The 25946-nt window shown below is 45.0% G+C and carries 17 protein-coding genes; 5 read left to right on the top strand and 12 right to left on the bottom strand.

Annotation, left to right across the window (positions count from 1 at the left end):
• The first annotated feature begins 209 nt into the window (after positions 1 to 209).
• On the top strand, positions 210 to 3647 hold the full coding sequence (locus Q0R52_RS27390; RefSeq protein WP_295801401.1) for an ATP-binding protein: 3438 nt from the start codon (positions 210 to 212) through the stop codon (positions 3645 to 3647).
• Positions 3648 to 4115: 468 nt separating this feature from the next.
• Here Q0R52_RS27390 and Q0R52_RS27385 read toward each other — a convergent pair whose 3' ends face one another.
• From Q0R52_RS27385 to Q0R52_RS27345, 9 genes are all read right to left on the bottom strand, one after another.
• A complete protein-coding gene (locus tag Q0R52_RS27385; RefSeq protein ID WP_295801399.1) occupies positions 4116 to 5186 on the bottom strand; it encodes a potassium channel family protein in 1071 nt (356 codons plus the stop codon).
• 312 nt (positions 5187 to 5498) lie between these two features.
• On the bottom strand, positions 5499 to 5930 hold the full coding sequence (locus tag Q0R52_RS27380; protein WP_295801397.1) for a hypothetical protein: 432 nt from the start codon (positions 5928 to 5930) through the stop codon (positions 5499 to 5501).
• A 506-nt stretch (positions 5931 to 6436) separates the two neighbouring features.
• Positions 6437 to 7609, bottom strand: a complete 1173-nt coding sequence (locus Q0R52_RS27375) for an AAA family ATPase (protein WP_295801394.1) — start codon at positions 7607 to 7609, stop codon at positions 6437 to 6439.
• A 450-nt stretch (positions 7610 to 8059) separates the two neighbouring features.
• Positions 8060 to 8908 (bottom strand): hypothetical protein, encoded by an 849-nt coding sequence (locus Q0R52_RS27370; protein WP_295801393.1) that lies wholly within the window; start codon positions 8906 to 8908, stop codon positions 8060 to 8062.
• A 360-nt stretch (positions 8909 to 9268) separates the two neighbouring features.
• On the bottom strand, positions 9269 to 9682 hold the full coding sequence (locus Q0R52_RS27365; protein WP_295801391.1) for a hypothetical protein: 414 nt from the start codon (positions 9680 to 9682) through the stop codon (positions 9269 to 9271).
• An 11-nt stretch (positions 9683 to 9693) separates the two neighbouring features.
• A complete protein-coding gene (locus Q0R52_RS27360; RefSeq protein ID WP_295801388.1) occupies positions 9694 to 10641 on the bottom strand; it encodes a DUF5777 family beta-barrel protein in 948 nt (315 codons plus the stop codon).
• Positions 10641 to 11180, bottom strand: a complete 540-nt coding sequence (locus tag Q0R52_RS27355; protein ID WP_295801387.1) for a YceI family protein — start codon at positions 11178 to 11180, stop codon at positions 10641 to 10643. Before Q0R52_RS27355 ends, Q0R52_RS27360 begins: the two co-directional genes overlap by 1 nt.
• Positions 11181 to 11190: 10 nt before the next feature.
• Positions 11191 to 11553, bottom strand: a complete 363-nt coding sequence (locus Q0R52_RS27350; protein WP_252793695.1) for a c-type cytochrome — start codon at positions 11551 to 11553, stop codon at positions 11191 to 11193.
• 13 nt (positions 11554 to 11566) lie between these two features.
• Positions 11567 to 12295, bottom strand: a complete 729-nt coding sequence (locus Q0R52_RS27345; protein ID WP_295801382.1) for a c-type cytochrome — start codon at positions 12293 to 12295, stop codon at positions 11567 to 11569.
• A 309-nt stretch (positions 12296 to 12604) separates the two neighbouring features.
• Between Q0R52_RS27345 and Q0R52_RS27340 the strand changes: the two genes are divergently transcribed.
• A complete protein-coding gene (locus Q0R52_RS27340; protein WP_295801379.1) occupies positions 12605 to 12847 on the top strand; it encodes a hypothetical protein in 243 nt (80 codons plus the stop codon).
• A 76-nt stretch (positions 12848 to 12923) separates the two neighbouring features.
• The gene (locus tag Q0R52_RS27335) at positions 12924 to 13427 is read left to right on the top strand and encodes a heavy-metal-associated domain-containing protein (protein WP_295801377.1); all 504 of its coding nucleotides are present in this window, start codon (positions 12924 to 12926) and stop codon (positions 13425 to 13427) included.
• A gap of 95 nt (positions 13428 to 13522) precedes the next feature.
• Here the strand turns inward: Q0R52_RS27335 and Q0R52_RS27330 are convergent, their stop codons facing one another.
• Positions 13523 to 14053 (bottom strand): YfiT family bacillithiol transferase, encoded by a 531-nt coding sequence (locus tag Q0R52_RS27330; RefSeq protein WP_295801375.1) that lies wholly within the window; start codon positions 14051 to 14053, stop codon positions 13523 to 13525.
• A gap of 91 nt (positions 14054 to 14144) precedes the next feature.
• Here Q0R52_RS27330 and Q0R52_RS27325 point away from each other — a divergent pair, with 91 nt between their 5' ends.
• Positions 14145 to 15491, top strand: a complete 1347-nt coding sequence (locus Q0R52_RS27325; RefSeq protein ID WP_295801372.1) for an FAD-dependent oxidoreductase — start codon at positions 14145 to 14147, stop codon at positions 15489 to 15491.
• Between the two features lie 167 nt (positions 15492 to 15658).
• On the opposite strand, the gene Q0R52_RS27320 is transcribed toward Q0R52_RS27325, so the two are convergent.
• Positions 15659 to 16096, bottom strand: a complete 438-nt coding sequence (locus Q0R52_RS27320; protein ID WP_295801369.1) for a hypothetical protein — start codon at positions 16094 to 16096, stop codon at positions 15659 to 15661.
• Positions 16097 to 16373: 277 nt separating this feature from the next.
• Here Q0R52_RS27320 and pgi point away from each other — a divergent pair, with 277 nt between their 5' ends.
• A complete protein-coding gene (gene pgi, locus Q0R52_RS27315; protein ID WP_295801367.1) occupies positions 16374 to 18020 on the top strand; it encodes a glucose-6-phosphate isomerase in 1647 nt (548 codons plus the stop codon).
• A 486-nt stretch (positions 18021 to 18506) separates the two neighbouring features.
• Here the strand turns inward: pgi and Q0R52_RS27310 are convergent, their stop codons facing one another.
• Positions 18507 to 25475 (bottom strand): cadherin-like beta sandwich domain-containing protein, encoded by a 6969-nt coding sequence (locus tag Q0R52_RS27310; RefSeq protein WP_295801366.1) that lies wholly within the window; start codon positions 25473 to 25475, stop codon positions 18507 to 18509.
• Positions 25476 to 25946 lie beyond the last annotated feature (471 nt).

The following is a 25946-nucleotide window of genomic DNA, read 5'->3' as shown; positions in this document are numbered from 1 at the left end:
ATTAGCAGGCATCGGGGGAAATGCTTGTGGGAGACTTAGTGGACAGAGAGTCTCCGGGAAATAGAATATATATGTTTCAGTTATGGCTTCTAACCTGTACATTAGTATCAACAGTAAAAATCTAAATCACTTAATTACATATTTTCAGCTATTGACTGATTTGCAAATGAACATGCTTTGCATTAAATCAAACACTAATTACAATATAAATGACAGTTAAAGAAAAACTTAAGGAATTGAGTGACAAGGCTTGTGACGATGTAAAAATTGAACTTAAGTTGTATAATCTGGTTGACTCTCTTGAAAAAAAAGCAAGAAATCATCTAAAACGGATCGGCACCATTCTAACCGAGTTTGACATTCACGATGAGAAGCACAGTGAGAAAGTAATACTTAATATCGAGCAATTACTTGGAGATGAGGTCATTAAAAAATTATCATGTTATGAATTATTTCTACTTCAGCTTTCCGCATTTTTTCACGACTGTGCGATGGCGCCGTCAGATTGGGAATTAAATACGTTAAAACTAACCGAAGGCAATGAACAATTTTTTTTAAGCGCAAAATCAATTAAACACGATCTGAAGCCAACTTTGAAATTGTCCGAAGCAATAAACTTAGTCAATGAGAGAAAAGGTGAGTTATATGACAAATTTAACGGAGACGTAAAAAAATGGCTATTTAGTCCTGATACTGAGTCTCAATTGTTGGAATATCTAGGTGTGCTACTTATCGACTATCAAAATCATCGCAATGGCTTTGCTGATCAGCTAAAAAAAATAGACAATTTAGAGCAGTTTGACAAACTCAATGACTTTATTAGGATTGACTTTATTAGAATTACACACCATTCCCGGATTGAAAAGTACATAAAGAATTTAGAAGCAGATTTCGCCATTTCGTTTGAGCAGCCCAATTGGGGTAAAAAATTAGCGCATGACTTAGCCCTTATCTGTCGTTCTCATGGTGAAGACACTTCTTATATTAATGATTTTAGCAAAAACGCACAGTATTACGGTTCCCAAGGAGCGAACCTCCAATTTGTTGCAATTATGCTTCGGCTTGGGGATGTAATTCATTTTAGTTTTGATAGAGCGCCAATTGATCTGAGATCATCCCGTATTTTTCAATCGGAATACAGTTTTCAACAGTGGGCGATAAAAAATAGCGGAGTTAATTACTCCATTGAAAATGGGTTAATATCTTTTAGAGCGTATTGTGATGCTCCCGATACTTATTTCAAACTACATCAATATATCGATTGGATTGAAGTTGAAATACAAAACTATTTTAAGTTTCAACGTCAATGGGACAAGTCTTACATTCCCAAATTGCAAGATAAAGTAGATCGGACTAATATCAATAATGATAAGGATAGTTTTTTTCCTAAAAGAGGCCTTAGTTTCTCATTAAATCAAAATAAGATTATTGAATTGTTAATGGGAATCGGCTTATACAAAGATAGACTTGCATGCCTTCGCGAACTGTATCAAAATTCGTTAGATGCCTGTCGGTGTATGCTGTCGCAAAACTTATTATCGGGGGCCTCGGTTAACGGAAAAATTGTCTTTGGTATTGTGAAGGAAGAGGAAGAGAGCTATCTTTTTTGTCTTGACAATGGAATTGGTATGACTAAAGAGGTAATTGAAAAGTTTCTTTTGAAAATTGGCAATTCTTATTATAAGTCCTCAGATTTTTTTAAGCAGCAAGCAAATTGGGGTGGCAAGTTTACCCCGACTTCTCAATTTGGAATTGGAATTTTGTCTTGTTTTATGATCGGCGATAGAATTGAAATTACTACGAAAACGACAAATAGTGACTATGTTTCCTGTTGTATTGATGGCCCCCATGAAAATTTTTATTATAAGAATTCACTACCCATCGAGAAGGAGAAGATACTCGCTTCAGGCACCATTATAAAAGTCAAATTAAATCCAACGTTTGATGATTTATTAAATACCTGCCCAATTGAAAAGATCGGACTACTTTTATTAGGTATTCAATCGAATCTACCTGACCAGTATCAACATTACTTATTGCTAAAGAAACAGTTTGAAAATCACCTGTACAGTAAACTAAATCACTTTGTGCAAATCGTTCCTGAAAATATTACTGTTGGTGTCCAAATGAACGATCTTACCATTCTGGAAATTATATCGAAACCACTGTTGATAGATCCAGCTAACACTGACTTGAAACTTACCGACGAAGACCTTGAGTTAGTAGATTATCAAAACAACTTTCACAGGTCATACCCACTCCGTCAAAAAATCGCACAAGCAGTAGAATTTTTAGACAATTACAGGGTCGAAGTATCTAAAAATGGTGTAGAATTCATCTTAATTTTGACACTGCCAAAAAAAAGTTTTCATTTCGATAATGTCAAAGATTTATATGCATATCCGAAAGTGGGCTCTAATGGTATTAGTATAGACGGTATTAGCTTAGATAGAGGTAATGCGGTTAGTATACAAGATTACTACTCGAGCGCTTTAATTCAAATTGGCGTTTTAAATTACACAGGTGAACTCAGGCCGCAACTATCGGTAGACCGAACAGCTATAGTAAATTATCCAAAAGAATGCGAACAAATTGCAGAAGACATTACTAAGCTTTTGCTCGAAAAGATATTATCGGTGACCCAGGAACATATTGAACGTTATAAATTTAAGATCGATTCGTCCGAATTTAATTTGATATGGGAATATGTATTTCAACGAGTAGATTTCGCTGACAATTTATTTATTAACGAACTAGCGGCAACAAAGTATGGGGGTATTTTTTGGAAAGGGCTTGCAATGGCAGTGGATAAACAAATTTCTATAAACGAATTTTTATTGTCAAAAGAAGTTACCATAAAAAATTGGTACTTATTTCAATTGGACACATTGACAAAAAAACCGATTTTGACTAAGTTAATTTCTGCAGATAATATTCAGCTTGATGAAGTTGCTCTTACTTTAAAATCGGAAGCAGTATTAAAAAATAATATTATAAAACGTAGAAGATCATTTGAAGAATATGACATGCTGATAAGAGCTGACAACTGGAACGTAGCTAATCCAGATTTTGACATTATTTCAAATCTTTATCCTGTAATTCCCGGAAAATTATTTGACAAAATTTGGGCTCCCGGGAAACAGACTATAAAAAACAAAATCAAAATAATACACGCTTATTCCAATGGGTTGAACGCTTTTTTTGATCAGAGTCCTTTGTCGACGCATGAAACGCTTGGTTTGTATGTTAGTGAAAGGGGCGGGTTTAGCGAAAAGAAAATAAATCAAATCTACAATTTTAGCACAAAACGTGCACCAATTGTATTGTTTGATATTAATGACCGTTTTATTAAAAAAAATGGCGTGTCGCCGGAATATATCTTGTTCGTTTTTGTTGCCCCACGAATACTTACGGAGGCTGAAATAAAGGAATTAGCAAAATATGAAGAAAAAGATCCACAATATGTAAAAGGGGTGAAAGAAGGGTGGAGTTTACTAGTTACGGGAAAGGATATTGATAACGTCGTTATAATGGCGGGAAAGTATACGCGTAAGGAATTAGTCGAAAAGCTATCTGCGGAATTTTGGGAAACTTATGCGAATAATATTTTCATATTCACAGATGAATGCGTGATGGTAAGAAATTGATTCTGTATAATTCTATCTGGCAAGTATGCAGTTCGAACACAAAGAGGTGGGGTAGTCATGACACGACGAATATAAGGTTTATTTTACCTGTGGTTTCACTAAAAGAACGTCTATCAAACTTTGCTATTAGCGCTCTCTGCTTCCGCAAACCTCCCGGGTTGCGGTTCGCTGATAGGTAGCCCGCTTTATTGTTGAAGCGGGTTACTTCGTAAATGCAAAATTCAAACTTTTACGATTATTGCTGAATATTTAATTTGCCACCTGCCGCTTTGTAACTTGTCTACGAACCACAAGAACGCTTGCGGTAGCGGGGGGAAGTCTTGATGGAATCACATATCCAAGCTAAAAACTGCGTGGAAAAAATGCCCGCGTATTGTTTTATGACCATAAGCAGTATTTAGAAGAATTTGACTTTGTTCCCGCTAAGTTAAATAGATCAAAAGTTTTTTAGCGTCCCGTATTATATTGTCAAGTCGGCGGTTCGACATTATTTCGAGGAAGGCGGCCGTCTTCGATCAATTTAGTAATCGCTTCTGTCGCTAAGGAATAGGTTATATCTAATTCGTCAGCAATCGTTTTGTGGATGAATTGTGGCCAGGGCCTCGGACCAATCCGCCTGCAGATGGTGTCTAATAATTGAGGAGTGATCTGCTTTTTGTGCCGGTAGGCAATCGTGCCATTATCGCGGTCGTTGATTAAACTAATAAGAGTAGTCCTGGGGGCAAGCATATCAGCCAATACCTCCAACGCATTCATCCGATGGTGATGAGGGATGATTACTCGCGCATTTCCGCTGCTTACCTCAACAATAGCCTCCAGTGCGTTCCAACACGGGCCCGAAATCCCGTTAGTTAGAAGCCCATCGAACGCCGCTTCTTGCAACAGGTTGACCGCCTGATATAATCTTAATAAAGACGAATCATTCCCAAAAGAAGCAATATCACCATGATTGGCGTGTAGTACGAGGTAACGGGTGTAAGCGCGCGTTAGGCTTTCTGCCTTTTTCGCGGCTGTGGCTAAGTTATCCATGTCATAATCCCTGATTGCTGTTTGGATTTCGTCTACATATTGTAAAACACCTTCTTCAAACTCGCGTATCCGGTATTGTTGTTCACTGGTGTAAACCAGAGTCAGCAGAGCCATCTGGCGTTCGGAAGCGATTTTTCCAATAAGCAGTGCCATTAATCCCAAACCCAAAGTCACTTCAAACGCGGCAACAATTTTTCCATAGTGTACCGGCGCGATATCACCATATCCTAATGACGTAAAGGTAACAACACTGAAATATATCGCGCGCAAAATACTTTTGGGCCCAGTAATACCCTCACCATTAGCCGTTGCAAAATAAAAGTAAGCGGCACTCAAACTGATAAGTCCGAGTATAATGAGTAATACCCGGCTGATAGATAACTTCTCAAAAAAGCGCCCGGTCTTCGTAATTAGTCCGGCTGTCTTTTGTTTGCCCACCTCTTTTTCCTCTTTCTTTTGAATGCGCTTGTAATGGTCAAAAAACTCCTTGGGATAATCGGCTTCTTTCATAATTGTGGGTCGGTATATCATTAAATCTGGATAAATATAGTAAAATAAGGCTTTGGAAATATTATTGTCTTGCTTACTAGGTTTTTGCTGGTCATCTCAGGGTTATCGCAAGTCTCCTCTGCCCCGCGTTTAGGTAGCCCGCCCGGTATGTAGCTACATCCCCCGGGTTAGCGATTGCCGCGGATACCGGCCTACGCGTAAGGCCTGCAGGCGTATGAGCAGAAAGCGCGGCGTTGCTTCTATCGGCAGCGCAACCCCATGATAATCAGTTATTAATAGGCATTTGACAGTGTAATTCCCTGTGCCGCACTATCAATCCTCCTCCTCACCCTTTTTGCCATTCCAACATTTGATAACTATAATATTGGGGTTAACCTCCTCTTGTGGCAGATCCCTGGCTTTGATTATATAAACCTCATCCTTTTCATTGGCCCATAGTTCGTACTCCAGTTCGCCGGGTATTTGGCCGGTGAGGATGGAGCGGGGCGGTATGTTAAAATACTGCATCATCTTCAGGATGGTTTGCGCGGTTTCTTGCCATGCTTTTAAAGTTTTGTCCACCTTAGCCTTGGCGGCTTGTACCTTGCGGTTGTGGCTGATTATGGCGTCTAAAGCGCTTAAATTGCGTTGGCCGGTATAAGGCGGGGCATTGTCTAACAGGTTTTTGAAGCGTTCGTCCTGCGCTGATAGCAGCTTGGTGAGGTGGTAGTATTGGGTGCAATGGTCGGTAAATTCGCTGGTCATGGTATTGAGGGGTTATTGGTTATGAAAAATGGTTTTTGGGGGTTGGGAGCAAGATGAGTAGATGGATGGTGGTTGAACCATGCCCTGGGCCTGCCGGGAGCTACCGTGTACCAACATCTATGGCCGCCCCCGCAAGGTCAATGCACCGTAGGTGCAATAGGTCGGTAGAAAAACAGCCATCCCAATCATTTTTGCGCCGTAGGTGCAACACTTAATGAACTATTTTGGCTCACTATGCAAGTCGGAGAGGTTTCGTACCTACGGCACGAACTAACTATGGGTGCTTTTTCTACCGACCTTGAACCCCGATGGGGTTCTGAAAAAATGTGAGTGGGCGGTAGCTCGTGAGAGGGGTGGGGGTGTGTGTCCTCTACGCGATGCTTTTACGCTATTGCATGGCGACGAACACACCCCTGCCACCACACAATCCGGCGCGCCCCCTCTGCGCCACCGCTGAAGCTAAGGCGGCACGCGGTCAATAGGGGAATAAAATAATCATCCGCACATCATTTTTCCATTCGTTTCAGTGCGCGGAAAACGGTGGTGGAGGCGATGCCTAATTTTTCGGCTACCTGGCGCACGGAGAGGCCCTGCTGATGCAGCCCGGCGATGCAGGTGTCGCTAATTTTGCGGTATTGCTCGTGCTGGCGGGCCAGGTGTTCGGCCTCGTGAGCGGTGCCGTTAAACTGAAATTGTAAAAAGCCGTCGTGCTTTACGATGCTGCACATGCATACATTGGCGGCGCCGAACTCTTCGTGGGTACTGCGCTGTTTTATTTGCTTCAGGTAGCGCAATGGTCCGCAGCCTTCGGCCGGTGGGGGTAACTGGCTTTCGCCGATGGCGAAGGCGCTGTCGCAAAAGTTGATGAGCATTTTACTGCCGAGCAGGTCGTTGCGGGTGATTGGCCTTGCGAGGTTGCGTTTGGGCGTATGCGCCAACACCAGTATGGATAGCTGGTAGGTTTCTTTTATACTTTGCAGGTATTGTACCAGGTTTAAGGCGCCGGATGCGAAATGGGTGCCAAAGCGCAGGCAGGTAAGGTTATCAATAATAAGCACCTTTGCCTTAGTGCTGATGAGGGCGTTTTCGATCTCGTTAGTGATATACTCCTCGTAACTGTTGAATTTGCGGGCCTTATTTGACGATAGATTTAGTACGGCGCGCAAAAACTTTGGGTTAAATGCGCCTGCGTTGCCGGTATCGTCGCCCGCATAGCGTTTGCGGAACTGGGTGGTGCTGAGCTCAAAATCAAAATAAAGCACGGTTTCGGCCGGGCCATTCATTTGGAACGGCCCTGTCGCCTGCCCGCGACTGATGGCATTGCCGATTTGTACGGCGAGGATGGATTTGCCGGCATTGGTATCGGCAAACAGGATGCAAAGTTCGTCCTGGAACCAGAAGCTGCCAAACAACATTTCGGCCTGGGGTGTGTCGGCCGCGGTTTGCAGCCATGTTTCGCCGGGCTTTATGATGAAGCCGGCGTTTGTGTCGGTATAGGCTTCGTCATCGCGGTCGTCGTCAGTTGGGTCATCGGGCAGGTCGTCAAATTCTTCGGGCGCTGCAAATTCTTCAAATTCTTCGGGGAGTGCCAGCCGGGCTTCCCGGCGGATGCGTTCAATTTCGGGCGGCCGGGTTACGAGCAATGGCGAAATTGAATTGATGTGTTGTGATTTGTTCATGGGGGTGTGATTTATTATGTGTGTGTTTTAAGCGGTGATAAGGTGCGTGCTGTGGCGCCAATGCATTTGCGTTAACGCCGCTTGTAGAGGACTCACCCGGTCGACGCTTCGCTGGACCGCCCTCTCTTTTGCTAGCAAAAAAGAGGGCAGAGAAAGCGTGAGTTAATGACATTGGCTGCCCTCCAGGGGAGGATCTAAGATGGCCAATACCGGGCGGATATTTGTGACACTGCTAATTTCGGCATTAAAGATGAGGAAAGTGCTGACACTGTTTTGTCAGTACTTTTTGCATTTTTGGTGGTAGTTTTTAAGTACAAAACCGCTATAGTGACCCGGAAAGGCACTTTTTACCAAAATTTATCGACTAGCTGCTGTTCCACCCTGTTCCTTGTGTTTCACTGTGCACAGGAACGGATTTGGCAGTAAAATCCCCAAAAAATCACGGCCCGGTTACGGGTTATTGCTCACGGGTACAGTGGTACTAATCGCCTCGGCCGCATTACCCCCGGGAACAGTAATACTAACAGCCTCAACCGGAGCGCTAACCGGGGCAGGGGCTGGGGCAACAACATTACCGGTGGCTGGATCTTCAGGCGCGCTTTCAACAGTCGGCTTGTTTTCGGAAGCCCGCATGGTTAAAAATGTGACGCCGCTAATGCCGGTTAAGGCCAGCAAGGTATCGCTGAGTTCGGGCATTACGCAGCCGCTTTGCACGTGGGCCACTTTCATTATGTATACGATCATGGCGATGGAGGTCCACACAAAATTCTGGAACCGGTGTATGCTTACGCCGTTATGGTCCGATAAAATATCGGAGAAGAAGCCTTTCGAGGGGCGATTTTGATGCCGGGGCCTGTTATCAAGCTCCTCACGTTTATCAATAATGGCCGCCGCCGTTAGGATGCCGGTGCCGATGCCCATTAATACCAGGGCGGTTTTATTAATGGCGCCATCCGCGCAGTCGCCCTTGGTTAACGATAAATAGATATAGGACGAAGCAATGATCACCGTCCACGCGGCAAACTGCGTTTTTGCCAGGCTGAAGGGACTTTTTTTATTTTGTATTTTAGTTTTTGTACGGCGCTGCACTTTTGAAACTTCTTCATCAAACTGGTCGCAGTCGGTGATTTCGTCGCGAAGCATATTGGTGTACCGACTCAGTAAGAAAGATAGCACAACGATAACGCCTATAACGCAATAGGCTTGTATATCGTGGCCCTCGGACACCTTTCCGTGCTCGCAGCCAGATAATGCTGCAGCCAAAGCCACCGCGGCGAAAACAATTAAAAATCGTTTCATATTTTAAGAAATTAAGTATTGGTTTGCCGGCTTGCCCGGAATTGTGGTTAAGGTGTATTTATTAAGGTGTTATAGCGATTGGGTATTATCCATCAAAATGCGGCAAATAACCAGTGAAACAAGGTTAAATAAACAAGCAATCAATTTAAAATTATGCTGAATTACGGTTCGGGTAACTGTGACTAAATTATAAAAATGTTTTTGAAAATCAAATAGTTAAGCGGTGTTTTTGATGGCTGTTTGAATTGAGGGAGTAATTCGAATCTCGTATGGCCGCAGTTTCCCACCCGGTGCCAATGCGTATTTGACAAGGCAGTATAGAAGCGGGTGGGAGCCGGGTAAGATTTAAGAGGTGGGTTGCTATTTTACTATTACCCCTTCATTTAATACTACGTCAGTTAAAAAACCGGCGCAAATACCTTTCACCACGATAGTGGAATGCGTGCTGTTTATTTTGCTGCCATTTTTTAACGTACACAAAACACCCGAAAATGGGTCATTACTCTTAAGGGTAACCGTATAGTTTCCAGCCTGGTCTTTGCCCTCTTTTATCACATCTCCTTTTATTTGAATTACTTTGTTCAAATAACGTGTATTTGCGCTCGATTCGTTAGCCTGATAATCCTTAACAAGTTGCCCGGCCGTTACAGAGATAGCATTTTCCGACTCCACATCCCTGTGGTGGGTTTTTGAATACTGAAACACGTAATACCAAACCGTCGCAACCGAAGTAAAGCAAAGCGCGAGTAATATCAATACGATTTTAATTTTCATTGTCAGATATGTTAGTAGGTGGTTTTTGCGAGGTTTTTCGGTTTTACTACCGAAAATACTCTCGAAATATTAAATCCAAAACGTATGCCGCCGTTACCCCATAAGCCCTGGGTTTGGGTAATAAAACTGCTTTCGTTTATCCCGGTTGAGTTGGTGAAAAACAACTGGAACACATGCCCGCCGGTTTCAATGTCGAACCCTACAGACGCGGAGTTGGTATAGCCCCCCAACTGGGTAACCTGGTAATAGTATTCGCCCGTAAGGTTCACCCTTTTAGACAAGCGCTGACGAAAACCGATCCCCATCGAATACAGATCGTTTTTAACAGCTTTAGTCGGAACTATATTATAATGCACCATAGTTGGAACCAGTTGCAATGAAAAATAATCATTGAATTTTCGCGCCAGAATTAGTTGGCCGGAAAAGCTAAAATGGTCCGAGTAGTTTATCGGAAAAGTCGTAACCGTATCTTTCAATGAGCGCCACACGCCCGTTGCAGCCAGGCTTATTGATATTGGCATATTAACTTTACCGGTCGACTGGCGCAAAATCCGGTATTTAAAAAATCCGTCAAATTCCTTATTGAATGTGCTTCGGCCTATGCCAACCTCCAGCCTGTCGGTAATACCATAATCAAGCCCAAGGCGCATGGTAGCCTGATCCAATCCAAAAAAGTTATACGACCCGGTGTTTACGAAACCAAAACGGTGCGATATTCTAAGATCCAAAATTCCCCTGCCGGTATTTTCAATCGTTTGTCCGTTTATCAGCCGGGTCGATTTAAATATCGATGTTGTGATGTCCGTTTTTTCTTTTGCATCTTTTTTATCCTGCTCATCCTGCATTTTAAACAGGTCGGGGGTTTGGGCAAAAGCGTTGTGCGGAAATAAATAAACTATGCTAATTAAGGCGATACACCAAAATAGCTTTGCGCTTGTTTTGTGCTGATAGGTTTCCATTATTGATACTTACAATTAACTGTTACCTCGGCTTCGTTTGCTATTTTTCCACCGATATATGAACCTGTTATGCCATAGCCGGCAAGCTTTACTTTAAAGGCGCCGTTTACTGTCGGGGCGCCGTTGGCAATTGTAATCTCCCCCGCAGCTGATACTTTTTGCGAAACATTATGTATGGTTAATGTTCCCGAAAAATTTGCCGGGTATTTACCATCCTTCGCAAAGTTCACGGTGCCGATATTGGTGATGAAGCCCTTAAACTCGGCTTTGGGGAATTTTGAGCTTTCCAGGTAGTTTTCATTGAAGTGGTCTTCCATTAGCTGGTTCTCAAACTTGAAACTTTTGATAAGGGCACTGAATACCACCTGGCCGGTTTTATCAATCATTTTGCTGTCGACCTGGTTATTAATACCAACTACCTGTTCAAGGGGGCTGCTTGCATTGAACTTTATTTGCCCGGTTTTAGTTGAAAATATTTTTTGCGCATGCAGGCCGAAACTTAAGCCTGCAAAAAATAAAAGAAGGGTTGCTTTTTTCATTGTAGTTAGTTTAATTGTTAAGGGCCCCGTTATCAATCCAGGTTTGGATAGTTTTGATGTCGCAGCTGGAAAGCTGCTGCCCATTTTGCGGCATAGCAGGTATGCCTCCTGTATGTTTTATAGAGTTCATTAACTGCCCGTTGCTTACATAAATTTTTAAAGCACTATAGCTGTCTAATTTTATCCCGGCACCTGCAGAAGCGCTGGCGCTATGGCAAGCCGAACAATTTGTAGTTATAATTGCTGACACATTTTGACTATAGGTTGCCGTAGTAATTGTGCACGGCGCCTGGGGGTAAACCAAATTAGAATGGTCGTAAAAGCAACTGCTTAGCATGACTAGCATGGTAAACAGGATGATATATGATTTCATGTTTTTTTAAGATTTATTGTGGGCACCCACTGTTTATCCACTTGGTTATTTGAGTTACCTGGCAATCACTTAATTTGCCCGATTGCGGCATATTCATTGCTGCATTCGCCGAGGTGAAATTAATGGCGTTTAAAAAGTTAGCCTTCATTGTAGTGCCGGCTGATTTGGCACTGGCATAGTCGCTCAAGACAACATTGCCCGATCCGGGAGCTATTCCGTGGCATCCGTTACAATAGGTCGCAAACAGCAGTGAAATACCATTGTTATATGTTGTTTTAGTGGTATCGCACGTGGTAACAGCGCAGGTATTATTCAAAGCGCCCTGGTTTATCCATTTACCAATAGTTGCTACTTGCGCTGTACTTAGTTGCGGCTTATTCCGTGGCGGCATTGAGCCTTCCTGTATAACCGTATAATATTTGCTCCCGTTCGGGTTTTTGGACCTTATGCCCCGCATAATATTTGCATAACTGGTTAATACAAGTTCCTCGCGCTGGGTGGCAGCATCATGGCAGCCGGCGCTTGCACAGTAGGTTTGAAATAGCGGCAATACGTCGGTTTGAAAGCAGACAATGTCGCTTGGCGGTGTACCTGTGCCACCGCCTGTGCTGCCACCTGTGCCGCCGGTGTTTCCGCCCGTGCCCCCGCCAGGGGTGCCAGTGCTTTTAGGGGCTATGCCATCATGAGTGCACGCAAATAGCATAAAAATTAAAGTTCCGATGATCAATAGGGGTCTTTTCATGGGAGAAGCGTTTAATGGTTGATTTAAATTTTACAGCAGCAGTATCGTTTACGTTCCATTTTTTTACCAACTGGCGACTAATTACATGGCCCGTTAAAGCCATTTTAAATAGTTTTGCCTATCTTGGTAACAAAAATGTTACAATTGCAAAACGGCAGACAAGCCTATGATATTATCAATTTTGTAAAAAAAATATATAAGTTGTCAATTGGTCGTGTCACAACCCCTTTTTTTGAATTCAAAATCTGCCCCAAAGCAGCACAACCTAATGCTTGCTTACAGAAGTTTTTAATAAAAACTTAGGAGCTTGTGTTGGGGTCAGTAGGAAAGAACCGGGAGATTTGCTCAGGCAAGATTAAGGATGCCAAAAAGGGCGGCATAACTATGGCTTTTGCTAAAGAGCCTGGTGCTAGCCTGCCTGCCGTGGTTTTCGCTGATAATTACTACAGGGCAAAGCATGGTAACCTGGCGGCCATTTTATATAAAGATTTGCCTGGCCCTCCGCCCGGCGCTATCCATGTTTTTTTGAAGAACTGTATGCTGCGTGTTTGATTGCTATTGATTAATGGCATTTCGCAATTGCGAACTATTAATTCAATTTTCTTTATCTTTAATTTTTAATCGACAAATGAAGACCCTCAAAATATTTTTGGTCCTGCTGATATTAACCACCGGCGTTGCCAGGGCCCAGTTTACCAAAGCCGAACTACAGGTGAGCGGCCTTACCTGCGCCCTGTGCGCCAAAACAACCGAAAGATCGTTACAAAAACTGCCCTTTATCAGCGAAATTAAAACCGACCTGATACGCAACACCTACCTGATTACCTTTAAAACCGGCGAACAGGTAAATTTTGACCAGATAAGCAAGAGCGTGAAGGATGCAGGCTTTTTTGTAAGCACGCTCAAAGCCACTTTCGACTTCACCAACGTAAAAGTTGCCGATAATCGCTTCACCTATGGCGGCGACAGCTTCGAACTGATGAATGCTGCAAAATCGCCCGAGGGGCAGGTTGCGGTTACTATAGTCGACAAGGGTTTCGCGCCAAAATCGGTTTCCAAAAAATACTTGGGTACGCTGGCCGACGCAGGTAAATCAAGCACCGGCGGCAGGACGTATCATCTGGCTATGTAATGTAACAACCGTTGGTTTTTTGACCACGTTGATTTCGCCTGCGCTATATTCCTGGACAATCAACGTAACCATTCTCCCATCAGCGGTTTGGCTGTTTAATGGTTTATCAGCTTCAGCGCCTGCGTCACATGCCCCAAATGGTGCTTGCTATGCCATGCATAAAGTGCCAGTGCGGTTTTCAGCTGCATGGTTTTGCCGGTTGCAGGGTGCGTAAAAGTGCGGCGCCATTCGTCTTCCCCAAAACTATCAAGCAGGGCGCCCCAGTGCAGGTGTAAGCCTTCCAGTATTTTTAACGATGATTCAACCGGCATGCGGTAGTCGGGCAGCAAGGCCCAGTCGGCTTCTTCGTAGGGTTTAATGGTTGGGTTTTCTTCTGTAAGCGCCCATTTAAAGCGCAGCAGGCAGTTCATGTGGCTGTCGGCGCAATGGTGTACCACTTGCCTTATGGTCCAACCACCGGTGCGGTAGGGCGTATCGAGCTGCTTCTCGTTAAGGTTAACAATCGCGTGGCGCAGTTTGCCTGGGAACTCTTTAATGGTTTTCGTCCACTTGCGCAAATCTTCAGGAGTATACGATGCCGGGGCCGTGAATGTCCCGACAGGGTATTTTAATAGGTCGTCTGTCATGGTTAGTAAAAAAAATTAAATTAGGTATAATTTTAATGTTCAACAAGGTTTTGGGCTATTTTAGCGTTTTCTACGTGTTATTTACACCCCAATGATAAAACGACTGCTTGCACTCCTGCTTTTTTTAAACTCAACGGTCATTTACGCCCAAACTATTAAAACCGATGTACTGGTGGTTGGCAGCAGCGCCAGCGGGGTGGCTGCGGCCATACAATGCGGACGCAGCAAAGTAAAAACTATACTGGCCGACGATGGCTTTAAAATAAGCGGCATTACCGTGGCTGATCAAATGGTGAGCCTTGAGGTTAACAATAACATTGCATCAGGCATCTGGGGGGAATTCAGGAACCATATCCGCGAAAATTACGGCAAGACAGCAGGTTATGATACCGCGCAAAATGCCCCTTTGAAATTTGAGCCGGGCAGGGGTACGTCCATCTTAAAAAAAATAAGCGATACAGTTAAAAACCTTACCGTCTACCAAAATGCCATATTCAGCAATATCAAAAAGGACGGTGATCGCTGGGAAGTAAGCCTTATCCGGGATGGTAAAACTATCACCGTAAAAGCCAGGGTAGTGGTTGATGCAACGGAAACCGGCGCCGTGGCCATAAAAGCCGGTGCCAAACTGCGCGAGCCTTTCAGCAACCAAACGGATAACAGCACACTTAAAATGTACCGCACCTCCATCGTCGCAGGAGAAAGCATGCCGGGACAAATACATACCGACGCTAATTCGCCAAAAAATAATTACCCCCAATACCCGGCGTTTACCATTCCGTTAAATGCCATTTTAGCCGGCGACGTGGAGAATATACTGGTTACCGAAAAAGTGCTGCCGGCGGAAAAGAACATCCAATATCTGCCTCTGCAATTGCAACTTGGCCAGGGCGTGGGCTGTGCAGCTGCTTTTTGCGCCTTTTTTAAAACTACTACCAAACACCTAAATGTGCGCATTACCCAGGGTGAGTTGCTCGACTTTAAGGGCTACCTGCTCCCTTTTGGCGACATTAATCAAACCGATCATGCCTGGCGTGCCATACAACAGGTTTGCGCCACAGGATTGTTAAGAGGTAGGCAGCAGGTTACAAACGGCAATCCCCAATTTATTTTTATGCCCGATTCGGCAGTTAGCACGGCTGAGGTGCAGCCCGTTTTAACCGAAATATACACCCGCGCTTTTATCTGGTTCAACATCCAAAAGCCGGGCGAAAAATTTACCGTGGGCAACACGCTCTCCTTCATCAGCGAGATAACGCTTACCGACCCGGCAGTGCTAAACAAAAGTATGGCAAAGGCCTGGAAGGGGCAGTATAAATTTAAATCGGATTTCGATGTTAACAGGCCGATTTCGCGGTATGAGTTTGCGGTGCTGGCCAACAGGTTTTTAAACCCCTTTGCGCGGACGGTTGATTTGGCGGGAAGATTGGTGAATTAGCGAGTTAGTGAATTGGCGAATTGGTGAATTAGTGAGTGGTGTGTTGCCTCAAACTTTCAACCTCTAAAATATCTTCAGTCTTTACAACTTAAAACAAAAATAAAGGGCTGCAAAGCTTTCAACCTTTACAACCCCCTAAAACTATGTTAAACTCTTTGTAATTAACCTTAAGCAACCATCATCTCGCCAACCAGCGCATCCATGTTGCCGCGGTTGCCGTTTAGTTTTGACAGGAAGTTGCTAAGGCCGAAATCTAGATTTTTTGCATCTTTTGATTCTTTAACCAGCTCGGCCATAACCGGGGTGATCAGTGAATTTGCTGCCGACATTGCCGACTCCGGCTCGATGCCGTAGAAATTGTTCAGCTTGTTGGCAAACTTGTTAATGATGCTTGATACTAATGAATTATTGTAAATACCTGAAAACTGGAAAAATTTAACCAGCTCCTTTATCTTACCCGTCTCCAGCTGGTGTTTTAACACCTCGATGATCGAGCTTGAAGCCTCGTTTATCACTGCTTCATGGTATTTTACGGGAATAGCGGGGTTGTCTATAACGGCCGTCCCGGCGTTATTTTTGACAAGCATAAACAGTTTTTCAAACATGGCGTTAGTGTATTAAGAAATTTATAATAAAACCCACCTTATTGGATGATTGATGCAAATATATTAAATAATAATTTTCAAATTCCAAACAGTATGTGAAATTTGTTAAAATTATGACAATTTACTTATTGTAAAATAAACACTATGTACGATGTGTTAAACTAACACTATACATAGCGTGGTTTCGGCTAAAAATCACAGTATCGTGTCAAAGTTTTCGGTTTTAAATACGTGCTAAGTATTTACTTGTTACTTTTGTTTCAAAATCATCTCAATTATGTTGCCAAATACCGATTTTACCACCACGCAGGCCTATAAATACCTGGCCGACCATTACATTGATATTACTCCCCAAAGCCTTAAAGGTTTGTTTGATACTGATAGCGACCGCTTTAACAAGTTTTCGCTGCAGTTTGAGGATATGCTGCTCGATTATTCCAAAAACCGGATCGACGAGCAGACTGTAGCTTTGTTGATGCAGCTGGCGCGCGAGTGTTCAGTAAATAAGGCAATCGACGCCATGTTTAGCGGCGAGGTAATTAACGTTACCGAAGGCAGGCCGGTGTTGCATGTTGCCTTGCGTAACCGCAGCAACACGCCTATTTTGGTTGATGGGAAAGATGTAATGCCCGATGTAAACCGCGTGCTGGAACAAATGAAAACCTTTAGCGAGGCAATCATCTCCGGCAGCTGGAAAGGCTATACCGGCAAGGCTATTACTGATGTAGTAAACATCGGCATTGGCGGCTCCGATCTTGGACCCGTAATGGTTACTGAAGCACTGAAAGCTTACAAGAACCATTTGAACATGCACTTTGTATCAAACGTGGATGGCACGCACATAGTTGAAACTTTAAAGGGCTTAAACCCCGAGACTACTTTATTCCTTATCGCCTCAAAAACATTTACCACGCAGGAAACCATGGGCAATGCTCACAGCGCCCGCGACTGGTTTATAGCCGGCGGTGCCAAGGATGCTGACGTGGCCAAACATTTTGCAGCGCTATCAACCAACAGCGAGGGCGTATCCAAATTTGGTATCGACACCAAAAACATGTTCGAGTTTTGGGATTGGGTTGGTGGTCGTTATTCGCTTTGGAGCGCAATTGGCTTATCAATCGCCCTGAGCATCGGTTACGATAACTTTACCGAACTGCTGGCCGGCGCACATGCTATGGACAATCACTTTAAAAGCACCGAGCTGGAGCAAAACCTGCCCGCGGTACTGGCTTTGGTTGGCATCTGGTACAACAACTTCTTCGAGGCCGAAACCAATGCCATTTTACCGTACGACCAATACATGCACCGCTTTGCCGCCTATTTTCAACAGGGTGATATGGAGAGCAACGGCAAACACGTGGACCGCAATGGCAAACCGGTTGACTACCAAACCGGCCCTATCATCTGGGGCGAACCTGGCACCAACGGTCAGCATGCATTTTACCAGCTGATACACCAGGGCACCAAGCTTATCCCCTGCGACTTCATTGCCCCGGCACAATCGCACAACCCGCTGGGTGAGCATCACAACATGCTGCTTTCTAACTTCTTCGCCCAAACAGAGGCACTGATGAATGGTAAGAGTCGTGAAGTAGTGGTTGAGGAGCTGAAGAAAGCCGGCAAAACCGACGCCGAAATAGAAAAGATCGCACCGTTTAAGGAGTTTGAAGGCAATCGTCCCACCAACTCGATATTACTAAAGAAAATAACCCCGCGTAGCCTGGGTTCGCTGATAGCTATGTACGAGCATAAGATATTTGTGCAGGGCATTATCTGGAACATCTACAGCTTTGACCAATGGGGCGTTGAGCTGGGTAAACAACTGGCCGGCAAAATCTTGCCTGAGCTAAAGGACAATGCCGAAGTTAGCTCGCACGATTCATCAACCAACGGGTTGATAAACCAGTATAAAGCATGGCGTTGAGCCCACAAGCCTCCGCTGATTAGCGGAGGAGCAAAAATATAGCGAAGGTCCGGCGTGTTTGCTCCGGGCCTTTTTTGTGCGTCATTCCCCCCCTCCCTGGGTGGGTTGCGACGGAATGGTGTAAGGGCAGGGGTGGGTTCGCCGCAATGCCCAAGGCGAAAACTATATTGTTATGTACTTCTTAGGCGATGCTGGGAAGCTTCGAAATGGAGTTCCTGGGATTAGGCGCTCAGTAGCCGCGGGGGCTGTTACGTTTTTCGCATCTGATTGTCGCCCGGTATAAAACCCAGGTTGATTAGCGCTTAGGGTAGCAAAGTTTTACCAGACCTGCTGACACCGCCAAAGAATTACATATACCCAATGCCGGCAAAACCAGGCAGCTTTAAATCTGCATCTGGACGGCGTGTTATGTTATAAACTATGAAACCCCTCACCTATTTATTAATATCGGCAACGCGAGCATTGCCGATATTATTCAAATTTATCTTAGTACTTCAACACAATAAACCCGGTTTTGCGTTTTATTTCATTACCGACTTTATATTCCAGCGAATAGAAGTAAGTCCCGGCCTGTTGTAATTTACCATTGGTGCTTGAATGTCCGTCAAATACTTTGGTTTCATTATCGTAACCTTTTGCCTCGTACACTAAAGCACCGCTGCGGCTCAATATCTGTATTTTGTTTTCCGGGTACGCTGCTATTCCGTCAATAACAAGCACATCACCTCTTCCGTCCCCATTTGGTGATACATTTTGGTGGACAGTTAACGCATCGGTTGTAATGGGCGATTCCTGTGGTTCATATTTCATTACCATCCCCGGCGGCTGGCGGGTAAAGGTTATACTATATGTTTTTACGGTTACGCCATCCTGGGCTGTTACTACAGTATTAACTACGTTTGTCCCTACATTTAAGGTTATAGCACCCGAGGCTGCACCGCTGGCTACGGTAACGCCGTTCACTTTTATTGTTGCCGTGGCATCCTGCGCTGTTGGTATTATTTTAACGGTTGCTTCAGAATTGGGCACTGTGGTTGTATAATCTTTGTAGTCTGGTCCGCTTACCAGCGTCAGTGTTGATACAGGGCTTACTTTTAAGGTGGTTAAAGTAGCGTTGTTTGAAACCCGGGTTACCGTTACCGTATAGGTTTTGGTAGTCACGCCATCACTTGCTGTTACCATGGTAGTAATTACATTTGGCCCAACAACCAACGGCAATGCTGCTGATGCCGTTCCGGAAGCAACCATGGCACCGTTCACCTTTATCGTTGCGCCTGCATCGGTGCTTGTTGGCGTTACAGTTATCGAAGCTGTAGCATTACTTACCGATGCCGTGTAACTGGTTGTGCCTGCGGCAAACGCCGGGGATAATACACCGCTGGACATTATAAAGGCGGACAGTGTGGCGTCAGACGATGTTAACCGGGTGAATTTTATCGAATAGGTTTTTACAGTTATACCGTCCTGTGCCGTTACTACAGTATTAATTACATTGTCGCCAATGTTTAAAGCAATTGCACCCGAGGATGCCCCGCTGGCTACAGTAACGCCGTTTACTGTTATTGTTGCCGTGGCATCCTGCGCTGTAGGTATTATTTTAACGGTGGTTTCAGAGCTGGGCACTGTGGTTGTATAGTCTTTGTAGTCCGGGCCACTTACCAGGGTCAACGTTGTTACGGGGTTTACCTTTAAGGTTGTTAAAGCCGCATTGTTTGAAAGCCGGGTTACCGTTACCGTATAGGTTTTGGTGGTTACCCCATCCTGCGCAGTTATCATCGTGCTTATAACATTTGGCCCGACAACCAGTGGCAGGGCTCCTGATGCTGCTCCTGAAGCAACAGTTGTACCATTTACCTTTACCGTTGCACCGGCATCGCTTGTTGTAGGCGTTACAGTTATCGAAGCTGTAGCATTACTCACCGAAGCGGTGTAACTGGTTGTGCCCGTAGCAAACACAGGCGTAAGCGTACCGCTGCTTAGCGTTAAATTGGCCAGGCCGGCATTGGTTGAGGGCAAGCGGGTGAATTTTATTGAATAGGAATTTACGGTAAGGCCATCTATTGCTGTTACTATGGTATTAATTACGTTGTCGCCAACGTTTAGCGGTATCGAGGCCGATGCCGTACCGCTGGCTACGGTCACTCCGTTCACAGTTATTGATGCCAGTGCACTTTGTGCCGTAGGCGTAATTTTAACGCTGGTTTCGGAATTGGGGACTGTAGTTGTATAATCCCTGTAGTCCGGCCCGCTTACTACCGTTAACGTTGTCACTGGGTTTACTTTTATACTGGTTAAAAGGGCGCTATTTATTACCTTAATATTAACTGTGGTAGAATTACTACCCGACCCATTATAAGCGGTAATCGTATAATTTACTGCCGGCGCGGAAGTGACAGGAGTTCCGCTGATAGTACCGGTGGTATTATTAAAGTTTAAACCGGCAGGCAATGCAGGGTTGATATAATAGCCACCGATGGGTTTTATTTCCTTAACCGCATTGTTCCCATAATCGGTCACAAACACATTGTTAGCTGCGTCCACAGTTATCCCAAACAGGAAGCTAAACCCTGAACCGATGACCACCGGTGCGCCGCCATTTGCGGGAATCTCTTTCACCTGTTTATTGCCGTAGTCGGTTACAAATACATTACCGGTACCATCCACAGCAACCCCAAAAGGCGTGCTGAAACCGGAACCTATGGTAACCGGCGCACCACCCCCAACCGGTATCTTTTTAATGGCGCTGTTGCCAAAATCGGCCACATAAACATTGCCATAAGCATCAACAGCTACCCCGGTAGGCGTTACAAACCCTGAGCCTAAGGTTACAACAGGTAAGTTGCCATAAGGTATCATTTTCACCGCGTTGTTACCACGATCAGCAACGTATACGTTCCCTGCAGCATCTACTGCCACATTAAACGGTTGTAAAAAGCCGGAACCCAGCGTAATAATAGGGCCGCCGCCAACAGGTATCTCTTTTACCAGGTTGTTGCCATCATCGGCCACAAACACATTTCCGTAAGCATCTACGGCAACACCATCCGGTGTATTAAAGCCTGTACCGATAACTATTGGCGTACCTGTACCGCCGGGAATCTTCTTCACCACATTGTTATTCTGGTCGCCTATATAAATATTTCCTGTTGCATCAACTGCAATACCTGCCGGGATATTGAAACCGGAGCCCAGTGTTGTCGTGGTGCTGCTGTATGCAGCTGCCGCTGCTCCGCTGCCGGTTGGTGTGAGCGGTGCAATTGCAACACCGGCCATATAGGTCTGCGGACCAGCATAACTCATTGTTACTGCGTTAACCTTGATATTCACGATTGCCGAAGTACTGCCAAAACCATTATAAGCAGTAACTGTATAATCAGTTGCCGGTTTGGAGGCTGTAGGTGTACCACTTATGGTTCCTGTTGTATTATTAAAGCTTAAACCTGCAGGCAAAGCAGGATTGATGTAATAACCCCCTATAGGTTTAATCTCTTTAACAGCATTGTTGCCATAGTCAGTTACAAATACATTATTAGCAGCATCAACCGTTATCCCAAAAAGGAAGCTAAATCCGGAGCCGATGACCACCGGCGCTCCGCCGTTAACAGGTATTTCTTTAACCTGCTTGTTGCCATAATCGGTCACAAAAACGTTGCCCGAGCCATCAACAGCCACTCCGAACGGGGTGCTAAAGCCGGAGCCAATGGTAACAGGCGCGCCGCCCCCCACGGGTATCTTTTTAATGGCACTATTGCCAAAATCGGCCACGTAAACATTGCCATATGCATCTACAGCTACCCCTGTAGGAGTAGTAAACCCGGAGCCAAGAGTAATCACAGCCCCACCCCCCACAGGTATTTCTTTCACAGCATTATTCCCTCTATCGGCCACATATACGTTACCTGCAGCATCCACAGCTACATTAAACGGTTGTAAAAAACCGGAACCAAGTGTAATAATAGGGCCGCCGCCTACAGGTATTTCTTTTACCAGGTTATTGCCGTCATCGGCTACAAACACATTTCCGTAAGCATCTACGGCAACACCATCAGGTGTATTAAACCCTGTGCCAATAACTATTGGTGTACCTGTTCCGCCCGGAATCTTTTTAACCACATTGTTGTTCTGATCGCCTATATAAATATTGCCCGCGGCATCAACCGCAATACCTGCGGGAATATTGAAACCCGAGCCCAGCGTTGTGGTGCTGCTGCTATAAGCGGGTGCCGCAACCGGGTTTCCGGTGCTTGTTGGCGTTAAGGCCGCAATAGCGGTTCCTGCAGTGTAAACTTTGGGGCTTGCATAACTAAAGGTGGCTGCGTTTACCGTGATGTTGACCATAGCCGAAGTACTGCCAAAACTGTTGTAAGCAGTGACCGTGTAGTTGGTTGCCGGACTGCTCATGGTTGGCGTTCCGCTAATAGTGCCAGTTGTATTATTAAAAGTTAATCCGGCTGGTAACGCAGGGTTAATGTAATAACCACCGATGGGTTTGATCTCTTTAACTGCATTATTGCCATAATCGGTCACAAATACATTGTTGACCGCATCCACAGTTATCCCGAACAGGAAGCTGAAACCGGAGCCAATTACTACCGGCGCACCACCGTTAACAGGTATCTCTTTAACCTGCTTGTTGCCATAGTCGGTTACAAAAACGTTGCCCGAGCCATCAACAGCTACTCCAAAAGGAGTGCTAAAACCAGAGCCTATAGTAACCGGCGCGCCACCTCCAACTGGAATCTTTTTTATGGCGCTGTTGCCAAAATCGGCTACATAAACATTACCATATGCATCTACGGCTACCCCAGTAGGAGTGGTAAACCCGGAGCCAAGAGTAATTACGGCCCCACCCCCCACAGGTATTTCTTTTATGGCATTATTGCCCCTGTCGGCCACATATACGTTCCCCGCCGCATCTACTGCAACGTTAAACGGTTGTAAAAAGCCCGAACCAAGTGTAATAATAGGGCCGCCGCCAACAGGTATCTCTTTTACCAGGTTATTGCCATCATCGGCTACAAACACATTTCCGTAAGCATCTACGGCAACACCATCCGGTGTGTTAAAACCTGTTCCTATTACTATCGGTGTGCCCGTACCTCCCGGAATCTTTTTAACCACATTGTTGTTTTGGTCGCCTATGTATATGTTGCCCGCGGCATCAACTGCAATACCTGCCGGGATATTGAAACCCGACCCAAGCGTTGTTGTAGTGCTGCTATATGCAGGTGCCGCAACCGGGTTACCTGTATTTGTTGGCGTTAAGGCCGCAATAGCTGTGCCTGCGGAGTAAACTTTGGGGCTTGCGTAACTAAAGGTGGCTGCATTTACCGTGATGTTGACCATAGCCGAAGTATTGCCAAAACCGTTATAAGCAGTAACTGTGTAGTTGGTTGCCGGACTGCTCATGGTTGGCGTTCCGCTAATAGTGCCAGTTGTATTATTAAAACTTAAGCCGGCAGGTAATGCAGGGCTAATGTAGTAACCACCTATCGGTTGTATCTTTTTCACCGCGTTGTTGCCGTAATCGGTCACAAACACATTGTTGGCCGCATCCACGGTTATTCCGAACAGGAAGCTAAAACCTGAGCCGATGACAACCGGCGCGCCAAGCGGGTTGCCGGCCACTATCTCTTTTACCTGTTTATTGCCGTAATCAGTCACAAACACATTGCCCGTGCCATCAACGGCCACGCCGAACGGCGTGCTGAACCCGGAGCCGATGGTAACGGGGGCACCACCACCAACCGGAATTTTTTTAATGGCGCTATTGCCGAAATCGGCTACATAAACATTGCCATAGGCATCTACAGCTACCCCCGTAGGAGTGGTAAATCCCGACCCTATGGTAACCACTGCACCTCCGCCCACCGGAATTTTTTTCACGGCATTGTTGCCCCTGTCGGCCACATATACGTTACCTGCTGCATCCACTGCTACGTTAAAAGGCTGCAGAAAACCGGAGCCCAGGGTGATAATAGGGCCGCCGCCAACAGGTATCTCTTTTACCAGGTTATTGCCGTCATCAGCTACAAACACATTTCCGTAAGCATCTACGGCAACACCATCAGGTGTATTAAACCCTGTGCCAATAACTATTGGCGTACCTGTCCCCCCCGGGATCTTTTTAACCACATTGTTGTTCTGATCGCCTATATAAATATTGCCCGCGGCGTCAACTGCAACACCGGCCGGGATATTGAAACCTGACCCCAATGTTGTTGTACTGCTGCTATATGCAGGCAGTGCTGCGCCGCTGCCAGTTGGCGTAAGCGGTGTAATTGCAGCACCGGCTGTATAGATTTTCGGGCTGACGTAACTCATAGTTACCGCGTTAACCGTGATGTTCACCACGGTTGAAGTACTGCCAGAGCTGTTATAAGCCGTAACAGTGTAATTAGTTGCAGGTTTGGCAGCGAGCGGTGTACCGCTAATGGTCCCCGTTGTATTGTCAAAATTTAAACCCGCAGGTAAAGCCGGGTTGATATAATAACCGCCTATAGGTTTTATCTTTTTAACGGCATTGTTGCCGTAGTCGGTCACAAATACATTGTTAGCTGCATCGGTGGTTACCCCGAACAGGAAACTGTAACCGGAACCAATAGTGGTAATGGCGCCGCCGCTGGCAGGTATTTCCTTAACCAGCTTATTGCCGTAATCGGTAACAAACACATTGCCCGAGCCATCAACGGCCACCCCGAACGGGGTACTGAACCCGGACCCGATGGTAACCGGGGCGCCGCCGGCTACTGGTATTTTTTTAATAGCGCTATTGCCAAAATCGGCCACATAAACATTGCCATAGGCGTCTACAGCCACCCCCGTAGGAGTGGTAAATCCCGAACCCAGGGTAACTACCGCCCCGCCGCCAACAGGAATTTTTTTAATAGCGTTGTTGCCCCTATCAGCCACGTAAACGTTGCCGGCCGCGTCCACCGCCACATTAAATGGCTGCAGGAAACCCGTTCCAAGGGTAATGACGGGCCCGCCGCCAACAGGAATTTCCTTTACCAGGTTATTACCGTCATCGGCCACAAACACATTGCCTGCGGCATCTACTGCAACGCCATCCGGGGTATTAAAACCCGATGCTATTACTATAGGCGTATTGGTGCCCACCGGGATTTTTTTCACAACATTGTTGTTTTGGTCACCTATGTAAATATTTCCGGCTGCATCAACCGCGATACCCGCCGGAATATTGAAGCCCGAACCCAGTGTAGTTGTACTACTGCTATAAGCAGGCGCTGCGACCAACCCTCCACCTGGAGAGAGCGGCGTAATTGCCGTACCAGCAACATAGGTTTTAGGGCCTGAGTAAGTCACATATGGCGCCTGGGCCGATAATTTAGCGGGCATTACTGCCATAAAAAATATGGCGCCCAGCGCTAAGGCACCTTGTTTTAATAGCTTGGCGGGCAAGTTAAACTTTGACAGGGGTATTAGGTTTTTCATTTTACTGAATTTGAATAGTCAATAGTTATAGATAGATCATGTGATTCTTATAATGACATAAACTGGGTTAAATCCCGCTAAAAAGGGGTGCCTTCAGCGCGCTAATTAAACCTTGGCTTAGTAAAGTATAGACGATAGAGACAAACAAGGGCAGATCTCAATCTTAAAAACCATGATTGAGGTTTTGGCTTTTGCTATAGTCAGATTTAAACTAAAAAAGTATTTATTAAAAATAAAATAAATCATTCTACAATACAATATTTTTATTAAATAATAAGTACTCAAATATCAATAATTAACTGTTAAGAAAAATAAACAATGCAATTATTAAACAAGTTAAACTATTGATAATCAAAACAACCGACTTTGTCACGACGTAAAATTAAAGGATGAATGGAAACTGGGCAATCCCCTAAAAAGGGGGTTTTTTAAATAAATTTTTATACTGTAAAATAAAAGGTCAACTTTAAA

The sequence above is a fragment of the Mucilaginibacter sp. genome, assembly GCF_025359345.1.
Taxonomy (GTDB): Bacteria; Bacteroidota; Bacteroidia; order Sphingobacteriales; family Sphingobacteriaceae; genus Mucilaginibacter.
Note: the sequence above shows the minus strand (reverse complement) of the source record. Positions and strands in the feature narration are given on the sequence as shown.

Bases quoted from the DNA above. Each gene is read 5' to 3' on its own strand.
- Q0R52_RS27390 (WP_295801401.1), top strand. From the start codon at position 210: ATGACAGTTAAAGAAAAACTTAAGGAATTGAGTGACAAGGCTTGTGAC.
- Q0R52_RS27385 (WP_295801399.1), bottom strand. From the start codon at position 5,186: ATGAAAGAAGCCGATTATCCCAAGGAGTTTTTTGACCATTACAAGCGC.
- Q0R52_RS27380 (WP_295801397.1), bottom strand. From the start codon at position 5,930: ATGACCAGCGAATTTACCGACCATTGCACCCAATACTACCACCTCACC.
- Q0R52_RS27375 (WP_295801394.1), bottom strand. From the start codon at position 7,609: ATGAACAAATCACAACACATCAATTCAATTTCGCCATTGCTCGTAACC.
- Q0R52_RS27370 (WP_295801393.1), bottom strand. From the start codon at position 8,908: ATGAAACGATTTTTAATTGTTTTCGCCGCGGTGGCTTTGGCTGCAGCA.
- Q0R52_RS27365 (WP_295801391.1), bottom strand. From the start codon at position 9,682: ATGAAAATTAAAATCGTATTGATATTACTCGCGCTTTGCTTTACTTCG.
- Q0R52_RS27360 (WP_295801388.1), bottom strand. From the start codon at position 10,641: ATGGAAACCTATCAGCACAAAACAAGCGCAAAGCTATTTTGGTGTATC.
- Q0R52_RS27355 (WP_295801387.1), bottom strand. From the start codon at position 11,180: ATGAAAAAAGCAACCCTTCTTTTATTTTTTGCAGGCTTAAGTTTCGGC.
- Q0R52_RS27350 (WP_252793695.1), bottom strand. From the start codon at position 11,553: ATGAAATCATATATCATCCTGTTTACCATGCTAGTCATGCTAAGCAGT.
- Q0R52_RS27345 (WP_295801382.1), bottom strand. From the start codon at position 12,295: ATGAAAAGACCCCTATTGATCATCGGAACTTTAATTTTTATGCTATTT.
- Q0R52_RS27335 (WP_295801377.1), top strand. From the start codon at position 12,924: ATGAAGACCCTCAAAATATTTTTGGTCCTGCTGATATTAACCACCGGC.
- Q0R52_RS27330 (WP_295801375.1), bottom strand. From the start codon at position 14,053: ATGACAGACGACCTATTAAAATACCCTGTCGGGACATTCACGGCCCCG.
- Q0R52_RS27325 (WP_295801372.1), top strand. From the start codon at position 14,145: ATGATAAAACGACTGCTTGCACTCCTGCTTTTTTTAAACTCAACGGTC.
- Q0R52_RS27320 (WP_295801369.1), bottom strand. From the start codon at position 16,096: ATGTTTGAAAAACTGTTTATGCTTGTCAAAAATAACGCCGGGACGGCC.
- pgi (WP_295801367.1), top strand. From the start codon at position 16,374: ATGTTGCCAAATACCGATTTTACCACCACGCAGGCCTATAAATACCTG.
- Q0R52_RS27310 (WP_295801366.1), bottom strand. From the start codon at position 25,475: ATGAAAAACCTAATACCCCTGTCAAAGTTTAACTTGCCCGCCAAGCTA.